The sequence below is a fragment of the Bradyrhizobium sp. CCBAU 65884 genome, assembly GCF_028128835.1.
GTDB classification, from domain to species: domain Bacteria; phylum Pseudomonadota; class Alphaproteobacteria; order Rhizobiales; family Xanthobacteraceae; genus Bradyrhizobium; species Bradyrhizobium ottawaense.
Genome location: NZ_LBJU01000089.1, coordinates 13,067 through 28,182, shown reverse-complemented (window position 1 = coordinate 28,182; position 15,116 = coordinate 13,067). Strand labels below are relative to the sequence as shown.

The 15,116-nt window shown below is 64.8% G+C and carries 11 protein-coding genes; 5 read left to right on the top strand and 6 right to left on the bottom strand.

What is annotated here, in order from left to right:
* The first annotated feature begins 46 nt into the window (after nucleotides 1-46).
* Nucleotides 47-1,178, top strand: a protein-coding gene (gene prfB / locus XI03_RS06345; protein WP_271591639.1) for a peptide chain release factor 2 whose coding sequence is annotated in 2 segments (ribosomal slippage) — nucleotides 47-115 and nucleotides 117-1,178 — 1,131 coding nt in all. Because the reading frame shifts where the segments join, the coding sequence is not laid out codon by codon here.
* Nucleotides 1,179-1,180: 2 nt separating this feature from the next.
* Complete coding sequence (locus tag XI03_RS06340; RefSeq protein WP_271591638.1) at nucleotides 1,181-2,062, top strand: NAD(P)-dependent oxidoreductase; 882 nt, start codon at nucleotides 1,181-1,183, stop codon at nucleotides 2,060-2,062.
* Here the strand turns inward: XI03_RS06340 and XI03_RS06335 are convergent.
* A complete protein-coding gene (locus tag XI03_RS06335; RefSeq protein WP_271591637.1) occupies nucleotides 2,059-2,379 on the bottom strand; it encodes a hypothetical protein in 321 nt (106 codons plus the stop codon). The genes XI03_RS06340 and XI03_RS06335 overlap by 4 nt on opposite strands.
* 147 nt (nucleotides 2,380-2,526) lie before the next feature.
* On the opposite strand from XI03_RS06335, the gene XI03_RS06330 reads away from it, so the two are divergent.
* Both XI03_RS06330 and XI03_RS06325 read left to right on the top strand, forming a co-directional pair.
* Complete coding sequence (locus XI03_RS06330; protein WP_271591636.1) at nucleotides 2,527-3,438, top strand: DMT family transporter; 912 nt, start codon at nucleotides 2,527-2,529, stop codon at nucleotides 3,436-3,438.
* 107 nt (nucleotides 3,439-3,545) lie between these two features.
* A complete protein-coding gene (locus XI03_RS06325) occupies nucleotides 3,546-4,781 on the top strand; it encodes an ABC transporter substrate-binding protein (RefSeq protein ID WP_271591635.1) in 1,236 nt (411 codons plus the stop codon).
* 28 nt (nucleotides 4,782-4,809) lie between these two features.
* Here XI03_RS06325 and XI03_RS06320 read toward each other — a convergent pair whose 3' ends face one another.
* A complete protein-coding gene (locus XI03_RS06320; RefSeq protein WP_028144835.1) occupies nucleotides 4,810-6,162 on the bottom strand; it encodes a M23 family metallopeptidase in 1,353 nt (450 codons plus the stop codon).
* Between the two features lie 110 nt (nucleotides 6,163-6,272).
* Nucleotides 6,273-6,962, bottom strand: a complete 690-nt coding sequence (locus XI03_RS06315) for a peroxiredoxin (RefSeq protein ID WP_271591634.1) — start codon at nucleotides 6,960-6,962, stop codon at nucleotides 6,273-6,275.
* A gap of 204 nt (nucleotides 6,963-7,166) precedes the next feature.
* Here XI03_RS06315 and XI03_RS06310 point away from each other — a divergent pair, with 204 nt between their 5' ends.
* Entirely contained in the window at nucleotides 7,167-10,979 is a 3,813-nt protein-coding gene (locus XI03_RS06310; RefSeq protein WP_271591649.1) for a YhdP family protein, read from the top strand.
* A gap of 166 nt (nucleotides 10,980-11,145) precedes the next feature.
* Here XI03_RS06310 and XI03_RS06305 read toward each other — a convergent pair whose 3' ends face one another.
* The 3 genes from XI03_RS06305 to XI03_RS06295 form a co-directional block, all read right to left on the bottom strand.
* Nucleotides 11,146-12,840 carry a methyl-accepting chemotaxis protein gene (locus XI03_RS06305; protein ID WP_271591633.1) on the bottom strand — a complete coding sequence of 565 codons (1,695 nt, stop codon included), beginning with the start codon at nucleotides 12,838-12,840 and terminating at the stop codon, nucleotides 11,146-11,148.
* Nucleotides 12,841-13,203: 363 nt separating this feature from the next.
* Nucleotides 13,204-13,641 carry a DoxX family protein gene (locus tag XI03_RS06300; RefSeq protein ID WP_028144830.1) on the bottom strand — a complete coding sequence of 146 codons (438 nt, stop codon included), beginning with the start codon at nucleotides 13,639-13,641 and terminating at the stop codon, nucleotides 13,204-13,206.
* Between the two features lie 220 nt (nucleotides 13,642-13,861).
* A complete protein-coding gene (locus XI03_RS06295; protein ID WP_095424240.1) occupies nucleotides 13,862-15,109 on the bottom strand; it encodes an MFS transporter in 1,248 nt (415 codons plus the stop codon).
* Nucleotides 15,110-15,116 lie beyond the last annotated feature (7 nt).

Genomic DNA, 15,116 nt, shown 5'->3' with positions numbered 1-15,116 from the left:
CCGTTGCAATCTAACGCGGACCAATTCCGCGACATCAGAGAACGACATGCGCGCCGAAATCGAACGGTTGGTAGAAGAGATCAAGCAGTCAGTCGGGCTGCTGAGGAGGCATCTTTGACGTCGAGAAATCGACGGCGCGCCTCGCTGAGCTGAACAAGCTCGCAGAAGATCCCAATCTCTGGAACGATCCCCAGAAAGCCCAGAAGCTGATGCAGGAGCGGACCTCGCTGGAGGATTCGCTCTCGGGCATCGGCAAGGTCGAGCAGGAGCTCGAAGACGACATCGGCATGATCGAGCTCGGCGAGGCCGAGGGCGATGTGGGCGTCGTCGCGGAAGCCGAAGCGGCTCTCAAGAATCTCAAGAAGGAAGTGGCACGGCGCGAGCTCGAGGCGCTGCTGTCGGGCGAAGCCGACCGGTTCGATTCCTATCTCGAAGTCCATGCCGGCGCCGGCGGCACCGAGAGCCAGGACTGGGCGCAGATGCTGTTGCGCATGTATACGCGCTGGGCCGACACCCACGGCTTCAAGGTCGAGGTGCTGGAAGAGTCCGAGGGCGAAGAGGCCGGCATCAAGTCCGCGACGATCCAGGTCTCAGGCCACAACGCCTATGGCTGGCTGAAGACGGAAGCGGGCGTGCATCGTCTGGTGCGCATCTCGCCGTTCGATTCCAACGCGCGGCGGCACACCTCGTTCTCGAGCGTGCAGGTATTCCCCGTCATCGACGACAGCATCAAGATCGACATCAAGGAAGCCGACGTCCGCGTCGACACCATGCGCTCGGGCGGCGCCGGCGGCCAGCACGTCAACAAGACGGAATCCGCGGTGCGGCTGACGCACATTCCGACCGGTGTCGCCGTGGTCTGCCAGGCCGGCCGCTCCCAGCACAAGAACCGGGCTCAGGCCTGGGACATGCTGCGCGCGCGCCTGTATGAAATCGAGCTGAAGAAGCGCGAGGAGAAGGCCGCCGCCGACCAGGCCGCCAAGACCGACATCGGTTGGGGTCATCAGATCCGCTCCTACGTGCTGCAGCCCTATCAGATGGTGAAGGATCTGCGCACGGGGGTGCAGACCTCGGACACCTCGGGCGTGCTCGGCGGCGATCTCGACGACTTCATGGCCGCAACCTTGGCGCAGCGCGCCTTCGGCACCACTGGTGCCGACATCGAGGACGTGGATTAGCGATGACACGCGTCGCCTTCATCGGGCTTGGGCGGATGGGTCATGGCATGGCCGGCCGCTATCTCGATGCCGGCTTCACGGTGACGCTGTGGAATCGCAGCAAGGCCAAGGCTGAAGATTTGATCGCGCGCGGCGCGCTTTGGGCGACCTCGCCCGAGGACGCCGCAATCGATGCCGACGCGGTCGTGACCATGGTTGCCGATGACGAAGCCTCGCGCGCGGTCTGGCTCGGGCCGAAGGGCGCGGCCAAGACGGCGAAATCAGGCACCATCGCGATCGAATGCTCGACCGTCTCCTATGACCATGCCCGCGAGATGGGCCGCGAGCTGAATGCGCGCGGGCTCATCTATATCGATTGCCCCGTGACCGGATTGCCGGATGCCGCCGCCAGCGGAAAGCTGACGCTGCTGGTTGGCGCCGATGCGGCCGATCTCGAACGCGCGCGGCCGTATCTGACGCCGATCGGCTCGACCATCCGCCATTTCGGCGCGGTCGGCTCCGGCACCGTCTACAAGCTCATCAACAACCTCATGGGCGCGATCCAGATCGCCGGCCTCGCCGAGGGCCTCGCGATCGCCGAGCAGGCCGGGCTCGACATGAACCTCGTGCTGGAATCGATTCAGGCGGGCGTCGCCGCAAGTCCGCAGGTAGCGCGCCACTCCAAACGCATGGTTGCCCGCGACTTCAGCGGCGCGACGTTCACGGCAGCGCTGCGGCACAAGGATGCCGCCTATGCCGTCAAACTCGCGGAGAGCCTGCTGGCCGACAAGCCGCTGGTCTCGCAGGCCGCGGTCGAGGCCTACGCGCAGGCGAAGGCGGCGATGCCGGATGATGATGAAGGCAAGATGATCGAGCTGGTGTCGCGGCCGAAGAAGCCGTCCTAGCCGGTCGCATCCACATGGGGCAGCCTCGTTCGGAACGCGGTCTCGGCATTGCCCTCGTCGTCGCCGCTGCGATTGCCTGGAGCACGGCGCCGTTCTTCACACGCCTTTTGCCGTTTGATCCCTGGACCATTCTGTTCTGGCGCGGCCTGTTCGCCGGCAGCCTGATCACGGTGCTTCTCGTGGTGATGCAAGGCCGCGCCGGGCTCGCGCTTGCTGCCGTCAGGACAGGCCTCCCTGATCGCGACGCTGGAAACGCCGCTGATGCCGTTCTGGATCTGGGTTGCCTTCCGCGAGATACCGGCCGTCCACGCGCTCATTGGCGGCGCGTTGGTGATTGGGGCGGTTGTTGCCGATATCGCGGGCGATCGGCGGTGACGGGAATGATCTCGAGTAATTCTGTCGGAAACCGGGTGGCGAAATTTTCCGCGTTGTCCTAGGCGAGCAACTGCGCCGAGGTGAAACGCATGCCCCCAAACGACAACAGGATCGACGCGCGCGATTGGTCGCTGCTCGCGGTGCTCTCCGTCCTCTGGGGCGGCTCGTTCTTCTTCAACGGCGCGGCGTTGCGGGAATTGCCGCCGCTGACGCTGGTGTTTTTGCGTGTCGCGCTCGGGGCGGGCATTCTGCTGCCGCTGCTGCACATGCAGGGGATCGGCTTGCCCAAGAGCATTGTGGGCTGGAAGCCATTCGTTGCGATCGGGTTGCTGAACAATGTCATCCCGTTCTCACTGATCGTGGCCGGACAGACTTTCATCCCGAGTGGACTGGCGTCGATCCTGAATGCGACGACACCGCTGTTCACGGTGGTCGTGATGGCCGCGGCGGGCGAAGAGGCCTTGCAGCTGCGGCGGGTGGCCGGCGTGGCGCTCGGCCTTGCCGGCGTGATCATCCTGCGCGGATGGGGTCTCGAGACGAGGCCGGGGCAGGGGCTCGGCATCCTGCTCTGCCTTGGCGGCGCCTTCAGCTATGGATTCGCCGCACTAGCAGCGCGGCGAATGCTGAAGGACTCAGCACCGCTCGGCACCGCGACGTTTCAACTGATGGCGTCGACGGTGATGATGGCGATCGTCGCCGGCGTAGTGGAGCAGCCTTGGCGTCTTCCGGTGCCGGGCCTGACGACCTGGCTCGCGGTGCTTGGCCTTGCGGGCCTCTCGACGGCGCTCGCTTATATCGTCTTCTTTCAGATCATACGGCGCTCCGGTGCGACCAATGTCATGCTGGTGACGCTGCTCATTCCCGTCACCGCCATCCTGCTGGGATGGCTGGTGCTGGATGAGCCGATCTCGATGCGCGAGATCGCAGGCGCCATCGTCATTGGCAGCGCGCTGCTCGTGATCGACGGACGCGTTTTGAACCTGCCGCGGCGCAGCGCGTAAATTCCGGATTCGCCGTTTCATCTCGCGGAAAATCGAAGCGCTTGCCAGCCGCCAACGGCCTTGCGACACTCTCCTCAAAACAAGACTACAAAACAGGGGAGAGACCGATGCCGGGTCGTCGCGAAAGCCTTGCTGCCCTCGCCATGATTGCTGCCGGAGTGCTCATCACGACACCGGCCTCGGCGCAGAAAAAATATGACCCCGGCGCCAGCGACACCGAAATCAAGATCGGCAACATCATGCCCTATAGCGGGCCGGCGTCGTCCTACGGTGTGATCGGCAAGACCGAGGCCGCCTATTTCAGGATGATCAACGACCAGGGCGGGATCAACGGCCGCAAGATCAACTTCATCAGCTATGACGACGCCTATTCGCCGCCGAAGGCGATCGAACAGGCGCGCAAGCTGGTGGAGAGCGACGAGGTGCTGCTGATCTTCCAGCCGCTCGGTACGCCCTCGAATTCCGCGATCATGAAGTACATGAACGCCAAGAAGGTGCCGCAGCTGTTCGTCGCCTCCGGCGGTACCAAGTTCGGCGACCCCAAGAACTTCCCGTGGACCATGGGCTTCCAGCCCAACTACCAGAGCGAGGGACGGATCTACGCCAAGTACATCCGCGATCATTTCCCGAGCAGCAAGATCGCCGTCTTCTGGCAGAACGACGACGCCGGCAAGGACCAGTTCAAGGGTTTGAAGGACGGGCTCGGCGACAAGGCCAATATGATCATCGCCGACAAGTCCTACGAGGTCAGCGATCCCTCGATCGACTCGCAGATCGTCGCCCTGCACGACTCTGGTGCGGACATCTTCTTCTCATGGGCCGCCCCGAAGGGCTCGGCGCAAGCGATCCGGAAGGTCGGCGAGCTCGGCTGGAAACCGAAATTCTTCCTCGCCAACACCGCGACTTCGGTCGCCTCGGTGCTCAAGCCTGCCGGGCTCGACTATTCCAAGGACATCATCTCGACGGTCTATCTGAAGGACCCGACCGATCCGACCTGGGACAAGGATCCGGCCGTGATGAAATGGCGCGAATTCATGGACAGATACTATCCCGACGGCGACAAGGCCAATTCCAACAACATCTACGGTTATGTCCAGGCCGAGGCGATGGCGCAGGTGCTGAAGCAGTGCGGCGATAATCTCACCCGTGAGAACGTCATGAAGCAGGCCGCGAACCTGAAGGATTTCCACACCGACCTGATGCTGCCCGGCATCATGGTCAACACCTCACCGGACGATTATTTCCCGATCGAGCAGATGCAGCTGATGCGCTTCAACGGGCAAGCCTGGGAGCTGTTCGGCGACGTCATCACCGGCGAGGTTGGCCACGAGCGCAGCCAGTGATCATGCACAGGCGCCTTTGGTCGCGGGCTTAGCCCGCGCTGAGACGCACGCCGGCGCGCAGGAACTTCTGCGGATCGACCGCTTCGCCCTCGATGCGGGTCTCGTAGTGCAGATGCGGACCGGTGGAGCGACCGGTCGACCCGACCAGACCGACGACCTGGCCGATCTTCACGGTCTCGCCGACCCTGACGTTGATCTCGGAGAGATGGCCGTAGCGGGTCGAAAGCCCGTTGCCGTGGTCGACCTCGACCATGCGGCCGTAACCGCCGGACCAGCCGGCGGACACCACCTTGCCGTTGGCGGTGACGCGAACCGGATCGCCGGTGGCGGCGCGGAAATCGAGCCCGGTATGCATCGCGGGCCGGCCGAGGAAGGGATCGCTGCGGACGCCGAAGCCGGAGGTGAATTCGACCTCGCCGATGACGGGCTTGCGATACGGCACCAGCGCCAGCGTGCGGTTGAGACGATCCATCTCGGCGCGCGTGGTGTTGATGCGAGAGAGCTGCTTCTCGAACGGTCCGGCATTGGCCGTCAGTTTGACCGGTACGAACGGCCCACCCATCGCGCTGCGCGGCACGGCGGATTCGAGATTGGCGAGATTCAGGCCGAGATCACTGACCACGCCGCGCATCCGGCGCATGCGTGAATCCATGCCTTCCTCGACGGCGCTGAGCGCCGCCATCTGGCGCCGTTCAACCTGGTCGAGCGAGGTCGTGAGCCGAACCAGGACGTTGTCGAAACCCTGATTCTTGGCGAATTGGCTGGTCGGGGGAGCAGCCACGGTCGGCGCGCGCGATTCCAGCCGCGCCTCACGGTCCGGCGGTGCCACGAAAATCACGGTGTCGCTGATCGGCGAGGGTTTTGGCGTGCTCTGGCTCGCCTCGCCGCGCTGCGGGGCCGCGCGGGGGATCGAACCGGTCACGTCAGGCATGGCCCCGAGCGCCGTCGCCCGGGACTCCAGCGCCGTCTGGCGCTTCATGATCTGGTCGAGTTTCTGGTCGAACTGTTCCTGGTCGAGCAACTGGCGGCTGGTGGTGCGGTCGACCTTGGCGCGCAGCTCGGCGATGCGGTCCTCATAGGCGTATTGCATCTCGGCCTGGCGGGCGATCAGCCGGGTCAGGACGTCGTCACGGAAGGCGAAATAGGTGGCGGTTGCCGCCGACCAGAGACCGAGCAGCACCACCGTGCCGACCACGATCCAGAACACCACGGGCCCGAAGCGGACCTGCTTGCCGGCATGGACGATGGTGTAGGCGTCGTCGGTCGCGGGAAGGGGAATCGCTGCGGCTGCCGCGAGGGCAGGACGGCGTTGGAAGGCCCGTCCGTGGTCGTGAGGATGATGTTGGGCGTACTGCGAGTATTGGGCAGAACTTTTCGACATCGGCACTCCCGCGCCGGTCGGATGAGTCCGTACGGCCTAATTGCCGCAGCAATCTGGGCCGGTCATGGTTAATTTTCCGGAAATGGGAACGCGCGAATTGAAAGGACTGGTTAAAGACTCCTTGCCGCTTCCAGCACCTCGTCGGCATGGCCGTCGACCCGGACGTTGCGCCAGATCCTGGCCAGTTTGCCATCCGCCCCGACCAGTATCGTGGTGCGAAGAATCCCAAGGAAGCTCTTGCCATACATGGATTTTTCGCCCCACGCGCCATAGGCTTCCAGCATCTGGTGCGTCTCGTCCGAGATCAGGGGTATACCGAGCTTGTGCTTGTCGCGGAACTTCTCCTGAGCCTTTAACGGATCGGCGGAGACGCCGAGCACGGCGGTATCGGCGGCCGCGAAGGCACTGGCGAGGCGAGTGAAGTCGATCGCCTCCCGGGTGCAGCCCGGGGTGTCGGCGCGGGGGTAGAAGAACAGGACGAGCTTTCGGCCGGCATAGTCCGCCAATGTGACCACCTCGCCGCCGTCGCGGGGAAGGCGAAAGGCGGGGGCCTTCTGGCCTTCGGCCAGGCCCGACTTCGCCTTGGCGGGCGGAGCCACTGATTTGGAGGAATTTAACTGTTTCGATGCGGCCTTATGTGATCCTGCCTTTGCTAAGGTCCCGGTTGATTTGGTCGCCGGTGTCCGCTGTGTTTTCGCGGGCTTTGTCGGAGTAGAGGCCCGCGGTTTGAGGGCCTTCTTTTTAGCCGTCGGACTGCCGGAGGGCGTTTTGGACGATTTCGTTCGGGATTTCTTGGACATACGCCTTCCTTTCGACGCTTTCGGCGGGTCAACCGAAACGGTATTGCAGCTCTCGTCCGGTGTGCCGGAATCGCGCCCTCGGCTGGGCAAGTCTGGCGGCGCCGGAGTATGGTTACAAGGAATTCCACGCACCACCCCACTGCTCGTTGAACGCGCTCCCGGGGCGAAATGACGAACAGCAGGAATATTCGAGGTATGGCGGCAATGCCGGCGCAGGGAGCTTCGCTTCCCGTGGACGGCTGCGGTCCCGGCGGCGCTCAATCCTCTGACGGGCGCCTGTATCGAGAGGCAATGGCAAGGAATAAGTCGCCCCAGGATTACAATCGGGACTTCGATCGGCGCGGCGTTCAGCAACAGCCGCAGGAATGGGACGACGCCGATTGGGATCCGGATCAGGAGGCGGCCGCGGGCCATCGCGCGCGCCGGCTGTTGTCGCGTTCCAATTCGGGCTTTCATCGCTTCGGTGACGGTTTTGGCGCGTTGCGGCGCTGGCTGGCGGCCGATCGCTGGCTAAAGCGCGTCGTCCTTGTCGTCGGGACTCTCGCCGTCATCTTCATCGGCTGCTTCGGCGCGCTGTGGTGGCGGCTCGGTGCCGGCCCCATCAATCTCGACATTGCAACGCCGTGGCTGGCGGCCGCGATCGAGGACAATATCGGTCACGGCAACACGGTTGAGATCGGAGGCACCCAGATCGAGCGCGCCGGCCGGGTCCGCATCGCCGTCCGCATCCGGGACATCATCGTCCGCGATCGCGATCACGCCGTCGTTGCCAGCGCGCCGAAGGCTGAAGTGAAGCTATCGGGTGCGGGCCTCTTGATGGGGCATCTGCGCGCCGAGAGTCTCAATCTGGTCGATGCCGAACTCGCGATCCGCATCGCGCCCGACGGTACCGTCACCGTGTCCGCCGGCGATACCGCAAAGCCGCTGGCAACCGGCGTCGCCTCGAAGAAGGACGCGGGTCTGCCGCCGACGTTCCCGCGCAATGGCGTCCCGCCGCCGCCATTCGCCACGGGGCCCGCGAGCCAGGATCCATCACAATCCGCCTCTCAAGGCCCGCCTCAGGCGACGGCGCAGAGCGGCATCCTTCAGGGCCTCGACTGGCTCGACAGTCTGAGCATGACCGGCCTCGACGGCCAGAACCTCAACGAGATCGGTCTGAAGAACGGCAACCTGATCGTCGACGATCAGCAGCGCGGCAGCAAATGGTCGTTTGAGAACATCACGCTCAGCCTGCGCCGGCCGAGCCGCGGGGGCGTCACGCTCAGCCTGGGCGAAGAGGGCGCGCGCCCATGGATGCTGCGCGCCACGATCGGGCCGGCCGAGAACGGCGTGCGCTCGGTCGACATCAAGGCCGACAAGGTCTCGACCTCCAACATCCTGTTGGCGTTGCGGGTCAAGGATCTTACCTACACCGCCGACCTGCCGCTGACGGGCGAGCTCAAGGGCGAACTCGGCCGCGATGGCGTGCCGACCTTCTTCCGCGGCAAGCTCGCGGTCGGTGCCGGCAATATCATCGACACCGACACGCCAGACTATCCGATGGCGATCGACCAGGCCGAGATCAACGTCGAGTGGGACGCCAATCGGCGGGTGCTGGTGGCACCGTTTAAGATCCTGTCGGGCGCGAACCGCCTGACGCTTCTGGCCCATCTCGAACCGCCCAACGGCACCATCAACGACTGGCAGCTCGGCTTCAGCGGCGGTTCGATCCTGCTCGGCGGCATCGACAACGAGCCGCCGCTCGTCTTCAACCGCATCGCGATCGGCTTCCGCTTCGACACCGACCACAAGCGCCTCTTGCTGACCCAGGCCGACATCAGCAATGGCGAGATCGGCGTCGCCGGCACGGGCGCGATCGACTATTCCGGCGAGCCGCGGCTGACGCTGGGCTTTGCGGGAACGCCGATGTCGGCCTCCGCGCTCAAGCGGATGTGGCCGACGCTGGTCGTTCCCGAGTTGCGCGAATGGGTGATCGAGCGGATCGAGCGCGGAACGCTCCAGCGCATCGAGATCGGCGTCAATTCGCCCACGAAAAACCTTCCGCGCAAGGGGCCGCCCATTCCTGACGACGGCCTCTCGGTCAACATCGTGGCGAGCGGCGTCGCGGTCCGTCCCGTGGACGGCATGCCTGTTGTGCACGATGCCGATCTGAAGGCGCGCGTGACCGGCCGCACCGCGACCGTGACCATCGGGCAGGGCATTGCCGATACGCCCGCCGGCCGCAAGGTCACGATTTCCGATTTCGTCTTCGAGGTGCCTGATATGGCGCCCAAGCCGTCGCCGTCGCGGACCAGGTTCCGCGTCGAGGGGCCTGTGCCGGCGGCTGCCGAGATGCTCTCGAATGATCGCCTGAGCGATCTGTCGTCGACAGTCGTCGATCCCAACACCAGCAAGGGGACGTTCACGGCGAATATCCAGCTCGGCCTCCCGGTCAAGGGCGAGCTGACCAAGGCGGACACGACCTACGCCGTCACCGCCGACCTCAACGGTTTTGCCGCCGACAAGCTGGTGATGAACCAGAAGCTGGAGGCCAACACTCTCAAGATCGTCGCGAGCAACACGGGCTATCAGGTCAAGGGCGACGTCAAGATCAACGGGCAGGCGGCCTCGCTCGACTATCGCAAGCCCGCCGAGGGCGACGCGGATGTCAGGTTGCAGGCGACGCTGGACGATGCGAGCCGGGCGCGCCTGGGATTCGATCTCAGCCCCGCCGTCAGTGGATCGTTGCCGATCAAGCTGTCGGGCAAGATCGCCGGCGGCCCCGACCAGACGACGAAGCTCGGCGTCGAGGCCGACCTGACCTCGGTGAAGCTCGACAACATCCTGCCCGGCTGGGTCAAGCTGCCGGGCAAGTCGGGCAAGGCCAGCTTCAAGGTCGTGCCGACCGCGCAATCGACGCGCCTGGAGGACATCGTCATCGAAGGTGGTGGCGCCTCGATCAAGGGCTCGCTCGAGGTCGACGCGAACGGCGATCTCATGAGCGCGAACTTCCCGACCTATTCGCCGTCCGATGGCGACAAGGCGTCGCTGAAGGTGGAGCGCAGCCAGGATGGCGTCGTCAAGGGCACCATGCGCGGCGACGTGTTCGACGGCCGTGGCTTCCTGAAGTCGGCGATCTCCGGCAATTCCAAGGACGACAAGAACAAGATGAAGAACGTCGATTTCGACATCGACGTGAAGCTCGGCGCCGTCGCGGGTTTCAACGGCGAGGCCATGCGCAGCGTCGATGCCAAGATGTCGAAACGCAATGGTGCCATCAAGGCCTTCACATTGAGCGGCAAGGTCGGCAAGGACACCCCGGTGGCGGCTGATCTGCGCGGCGGGCGTGCACAGGGCAACCGCGAGGTGATCTACCTCCAGACCAACGATGCCGGCGCGCTGCTGCGCTTCACCGACACCTATACCAAGGCGGTCGGCGGCCAGATGGTGGTGGCGATGGAGCCGCCGACATCCGAGCCGAACACCTCGCGCGAAGGCCTCATCAACGTCCGCGACTTCACGGTGAAGGGCGAGGCGCAGCTCGAGCGCGTTGCCGCCGGCGCGCCCAACGGCACCGGCAACGGTGTCTCGTTCAGCGCGCTCCGCGCCGAGTTCACCCGGCAGAACGGCGCGCTCACGGTCCGTGACGGCGTGGTCAAGGGTCCCATGATCGGCGCCACCATCGAGGGCTCGATCGACTATCCCGGCAACCAGGTCTGCATGAGCGGCACCTTCGTGCCGATGTATGGCGTCAACAACATCTTCGGCCAGATCCCGTTGTTCGGCATCTTCCTCGGCGGCGGCAACAATGAAGGGTTGATCGGCGTGACTTATGAGGTCGTCGGCACGCCGGCTGCGCCCGTGATGCGCGTCAATCCGATCTCGGCGATGGCCCCGGGCCTGTTCCGCAAGATCTTCGAGTTCAACACCGGCAAGCAGAACTCGCCGTTCGAAGAATTCCCCTCGCAGTCAAACGACGGTTCGACCGGCTCGACGCGCCAGCTCTCGAGCGGCTGCAGCCTGACGCGGCGGCAGTAGGGGCTGCTGTCTCCGGCGTCACGGCCGGGCTGTCCCGGCCATCCACGCCTCACACACGGCACCAGGAACGTGGATGCCCGGGCCTTCGCCTCGCCGAAGCGGCTTCGGCCGCGCAGGCGGGACAAGCCCGGGCATGACGGAGATCGCTTGGAGTGTTGTCGGCCGCCTAAGCCGCGCGCACGCCTGCGAGGAATGTCCCGACTTCGCCGGAGAGCTGCTCGGCCTGCTTGGAGAGGTTCGAGGCGGCGGCGAGCACCATGCCGGCGGCGTTGCCGGTCTCGTTCGCGGCGGTAGAGACGCCGCCGATATTGGTGGTGACTTCCTTGGTGGCTTCCGCGGTCTGCGAGACGCTGCGGGCGATCTCGGCGGTGGCGGCGCCTTGCTCCTCGATGGCGGCACCGATCGAGGTGGCGATGCGGCTGACCTCCTCGATGGTGGCGGTGATGCCGCCGATGGCGTCCACGGCCTCCTTGGTCGCGCCCTGGATCTGCGCGATCTTGTCGCCGATCTCGCGGGTGGCTTCGGCGGTCTGGCTCGCCAGCGACTTCACCTCGGAGGCGACCACGGCAAAGCCGCGGCCGGCTTCACCGGCGCGCGCGGCCTCGATGGTGGCGTTGAGTGCGAGCAGATTGGTCTGGGCGGCAATGCTGGAGATCAACTCGGCGACATGCTCGATCTGCTGGGCACCGTCCGAGAGCGCGCGCACGATGGTGTCGGTGCGGCGCGCGCTGTCCACGGCGCGTCCCGTGACTTCTGCGGACTGGGCGACCTGGCGGCTGATCTCGGTGATGGAGGAGGAGAGCTCTTCGGCGGCGGCCGCGACGGTCTGGACGCGCTGGCTGGCCTCGGTGGCGGCCGTGCCGACCACGGCGGCGCGGCGGTTGGTGCCCTCAGCCGTGGATGACATCGATTTCGCGGTGGTCTCGAGCTCGCCGGAGCCGGAGGCCATCAGGCCGACGAGCTGACCGACGGAGGCATCGAAGCGATCGGCGAGGGCGATCAGGGCGTCGCGCTTCTCCTGCTCGCTGCGGGTCTTGGCGGCGACCTGCTCGGCTTCCAGGTTCCGCGCCGTCAGCGCGGTCTGCCTGAGCACTTCGAGTGTCTCGGCCATGCGGCCGATCTCGTCGCCGCGGTCGGTCTCCTCGACCGGCTTGTCGATGGCGCCTTCCGAAATCTCCTGCATGCGGTTCTTCTGGCGGTCGAGCGCGCCGAGCACGTCGCGAGCGATCAGCCAGGACAGCGTCGCCATCAGCAGCATCAGGCCGACGCCGATCGCGCCGAGCTCCAGCGTCAAGGCGCGCACGTCGGCGTCGATGTCGTCGACATAGAGACCGTAGCTGATGGTCGCGTTCCAGGGCGCGAATTTGCGCGCGAAGACGGTCTTGCGTACGGGCTCGGTCTGGCCGGGGCGGGGGTAGAGATAGGAGGTCACTCCGCCCTGCGCGGTCTCGCCGCCAGCCTTGATGATGGCGTCGGCGATCAGGACGCCGTTGGAGTCTTTGGCCCCGGTGATCTTGCCTTCCAGCTGCTGGTTGGCGCCGTTCACCAGGATGGAGGTGTCGGGGTTGTAGACGACGGGGTAGCCCTGGTTGCCGTTGAAGTTCATGCGGCGGCCACGCTGGTGGAACTGGGCTTTGGCGTCGGCCGACGTCAGCTTGCCGGCGGTAACCTCTTCCTGAAGAGATTGCGCGTAGTTGTAGAGCAGCTCTACCGCAGTCCGCATCTGCTGGACCCGGTCCTCCATCATGCGGCTCTTGCTGAGGACGGACGATACGCCGATGATGGCTGTGACTGTGAGAGCTGAAAGACAGACCATGCTGGCGAGCTTGGTCCGGATCTTGAGATGACTCATCAGCTTCATCGCAGCCTCGAAAAAAATGGTTGTTATTGCTCGCGTCGGTAGCATGAAGTTCTTACCAATCATGAATGGACGCGTGCGACGTGCTGCCGCGCGCGCAGCGTCCGCAACCGGATGCGCAAGCATGCAGGCGGAAGCGCGCCTCGCCGGCGCGTGGCGCGTCAGGTCGCCGAGACGGATGATGTCGGAATGTGGTGGTGACCGAGCCTGGCTGGAACGGCAATGAACCGATTCGTTCACCGCATCGTCATGGCCGTGCTGCTCGTGGCCGCCCTCGTCCTGATCTGGAACGTGCTGGGCGCGCGCTGAGTCGGCACCGGCAGATCCGCCGGTGCCGTCTTGCGTTCAGGTTAATTTGCGAGCGCCTCAGCGCCGTGCGTAGGCATCGCCCGCCGCGTCACTCTCCTTGCCCATCAGCGCATCTACGCTGACCGAACCGCCGCCGGCGGCCGCGAGGTAGAGGCAGGCGAAGCAGAACAGGATTGCTGCGGTGCCGCCATTGAGCAGCGGCAAGAGCACCGGCGTTTCGCCTTTGAGCATGTGGCCCATGAAGTAAGCGAAGGCCATTTCGCCCGAGAGAATGAAAGCGGTGAGGCGGGTGAACAGGCCGAGCATCAGGAGCGCGCCGAGCACGAGTTCGAGCGCACCTGCCGTCCAGATCAGCGGCGGGATGTTGGCGAAGTAGGGGAGCACCGGAAACTTGAAGATCTTTGCGATGCCGTACTGGAACAGCAGCAATCCGGTGACGAAGCGAAACAGGCTCAAGAGAACCGGTTGAAAGCGAGTGAGATACGGAAAGTTCATTGGTTTGTGCCCTCCATCCAATGCTGCGACTTGGACCGCATTCGGTTTCGCCCTGCAAGCCGTGCGCACTCGATTCGTCCTGACATTTTCGTCATGTCGGACAAAACACCGCAGGCCAGGATTTCAGCCGCGTACGACCGCAGCTTTCGCGCGTATTCCGCGTCGCGCCCATCCGTAATTTCCCGGTGACGCGGATGCGCGCAAGTTACCTCCAGGACACCTACCGCCGCAAGGCGGGCACGATCAGGAACGGGATCATCCCGAGCACCACGCTCGCAAGTGCGAAAGCAAGCAGCGCGTTATACCCGTGGGTCGCGTCATGGATCAGGCCGCCGCTCCAGGAGCCGAACGCCGAACCGAGGCCACTGCCGATCGAGATGGTGCCGTAGATGGTCCCGACCCGCTTGCCCTGGAAAATCCTCATCGCCGTGGCGCTGATCAGCGGGCCGCGCGAGCCCATCATGCTGCCGAAGCAGACGACGAAACCGGTGAGCAGCAGGATGTTCGGAGAATACTGCAACAGCCAGAGCAGGACGATGCCGAGGATCGAGATCGCGTAGCTCAGCAGCACCGACGGCCGGCGCCCGATCAGGCCGTCGAGCGCGGAGACGCCGAGCATGCCGAACACAAGCACGACGCCGGAGAAACCCCAGGCGGTCGCAGCCTGCAGCGGCGGAAAGCCGGCGTCGATCAGATAGGCCACGATCTGCGCGGCAATTGAGTACATGCCGACGGCAGTGAAGAAAAAGGTCCAGAACAGCGCCCAGAAGGCGTGATGGCGCATGGCACGGAGCAGGGTCCAGCCATTGTCGACGAAATCAGGGTCGGTCCTCTTCACGACATGCGGCGAGCCCGCGGCGAACAGCCGCCACGGCAGCAGCATCAGCGGGAGCAACAGGCCCAGTGCCGTAAAACCGAATAGCTGGTAGGTGTCGCGCCAGCCGATGTGATCGATCAGGAGCTGCGAAGCCGGCAGCAGCGCCAGCACGCCGCCGCCCATCGCTGAATACACCACCGACATTGCCGTCGGCAGACGAGGGCCGAACCAGCGGCCGAGCAGGATCGAGTTCGGCACGATGCCGATGAAGGCAACGCCGATGCCGACGCAGAGGCCGATCGAGAGTTGGAATTGCCAGAGATGTTGCGCGTGGGCTGCGACCAGGAACGCCGCGCCCAGCAGCAACAGCCCGAGCGCATAGACGATGCGTGGTCCGGAATGGTCGAACAGGCGTCCGACGAAGGGCGCGGTGAGACCGCTCGCGAGCCAGGTCAGTGAATAGACCGAGACGATCTGCGCGCGGTCCCAGCCAAAACTTTCCGAAATCGGTTTCAGGAACACCGTAAAGCTGTCGCCGAGCCCGCGGCCGAGCACGGCCAGCGTGAAGCACAGAGCGAGCACGACGAGCGCGGTGCGAACAGCGTCCCGCTGATCGCTCGCGACGTTCTCCCTGGGCGTGTTCTGATCCATTGCCCGT

Excerpts from the sequence above, each read along its gene's own strand:
- XI03_RS06340 (WP_271591638.1), top strand. The coding sequence starts at position 1,181 with ATGACACGCGTCGCCTTCATCGGGCTTGGGCGGATGGGTCATGGCATG.
- XI03_RS06335 (WP_271591637.1), bottom strand. The coding sequence starts at position 2,379 with ATGAGCGCGTGGACGGCCGGTATCTCGCGGAAGGCAACCCAGATCCAG.
- XI03_RS06330 (WP_271591636.1), top strand. The coding sequence starts at position 2,527 with ATGCCCCCAAACGACAACAGGATCGACGCGCGCGATTGGTCGCTGCTC.
- XI03_RS06325 (WP_271591635.1), top strand. The coding sequence starts at position 3,546 with ATGCCGGGTCGTCGCGAAAGCCTTGCTGCCCTCGCCATGATTGCTGCC.
- XI03_RS06320 (WP_028144835.1), bottom strand. The coding sequence starts at position 6,162 with ATGTCGAAAAGTTCTGCCCAATACTCGCAGTACGCCCAACATCATCCT.
- XI03_RS06315 (WP_271591634.1), bottom strand. The coding sequence starts at position 6,962 with ATGTCCAAGAAATCCCGAACGAAATCGTCCAAAACGCCCTCCGGCAGT.
- XI03_RS06310 (WP_271591649.1), top strand. The coding sequence starts at position 7,167 with ATGCCGGCGCAGGGAGCTTCGCTTCCCGTGGACGGCTGCGGTCCCGGC.
- XI03_RS06305 (WP_271591633.1), bottom strand. The coding sequence starts at position 12,840 with ATGAAGCTGATGAGTCATCTCAAGATCCGGACCAAGCTCGCCAGCATG.
- XI03_RS06300 (WP_028144830.1), bottom strand. The coding sequence starts at position 13,641 with ATGAACTTTCCGTATCTCACTCGCTTTCAACCGGTTCTCTTGAGCCTG.
- XI03_RS06295 (WP_095424240.1), bottom strand. The coding sequence starts at position 15,109 with ATGGATCAGAACACGCCCAGGGAGAACGTCGCGAGCGATCAGCGGGAC.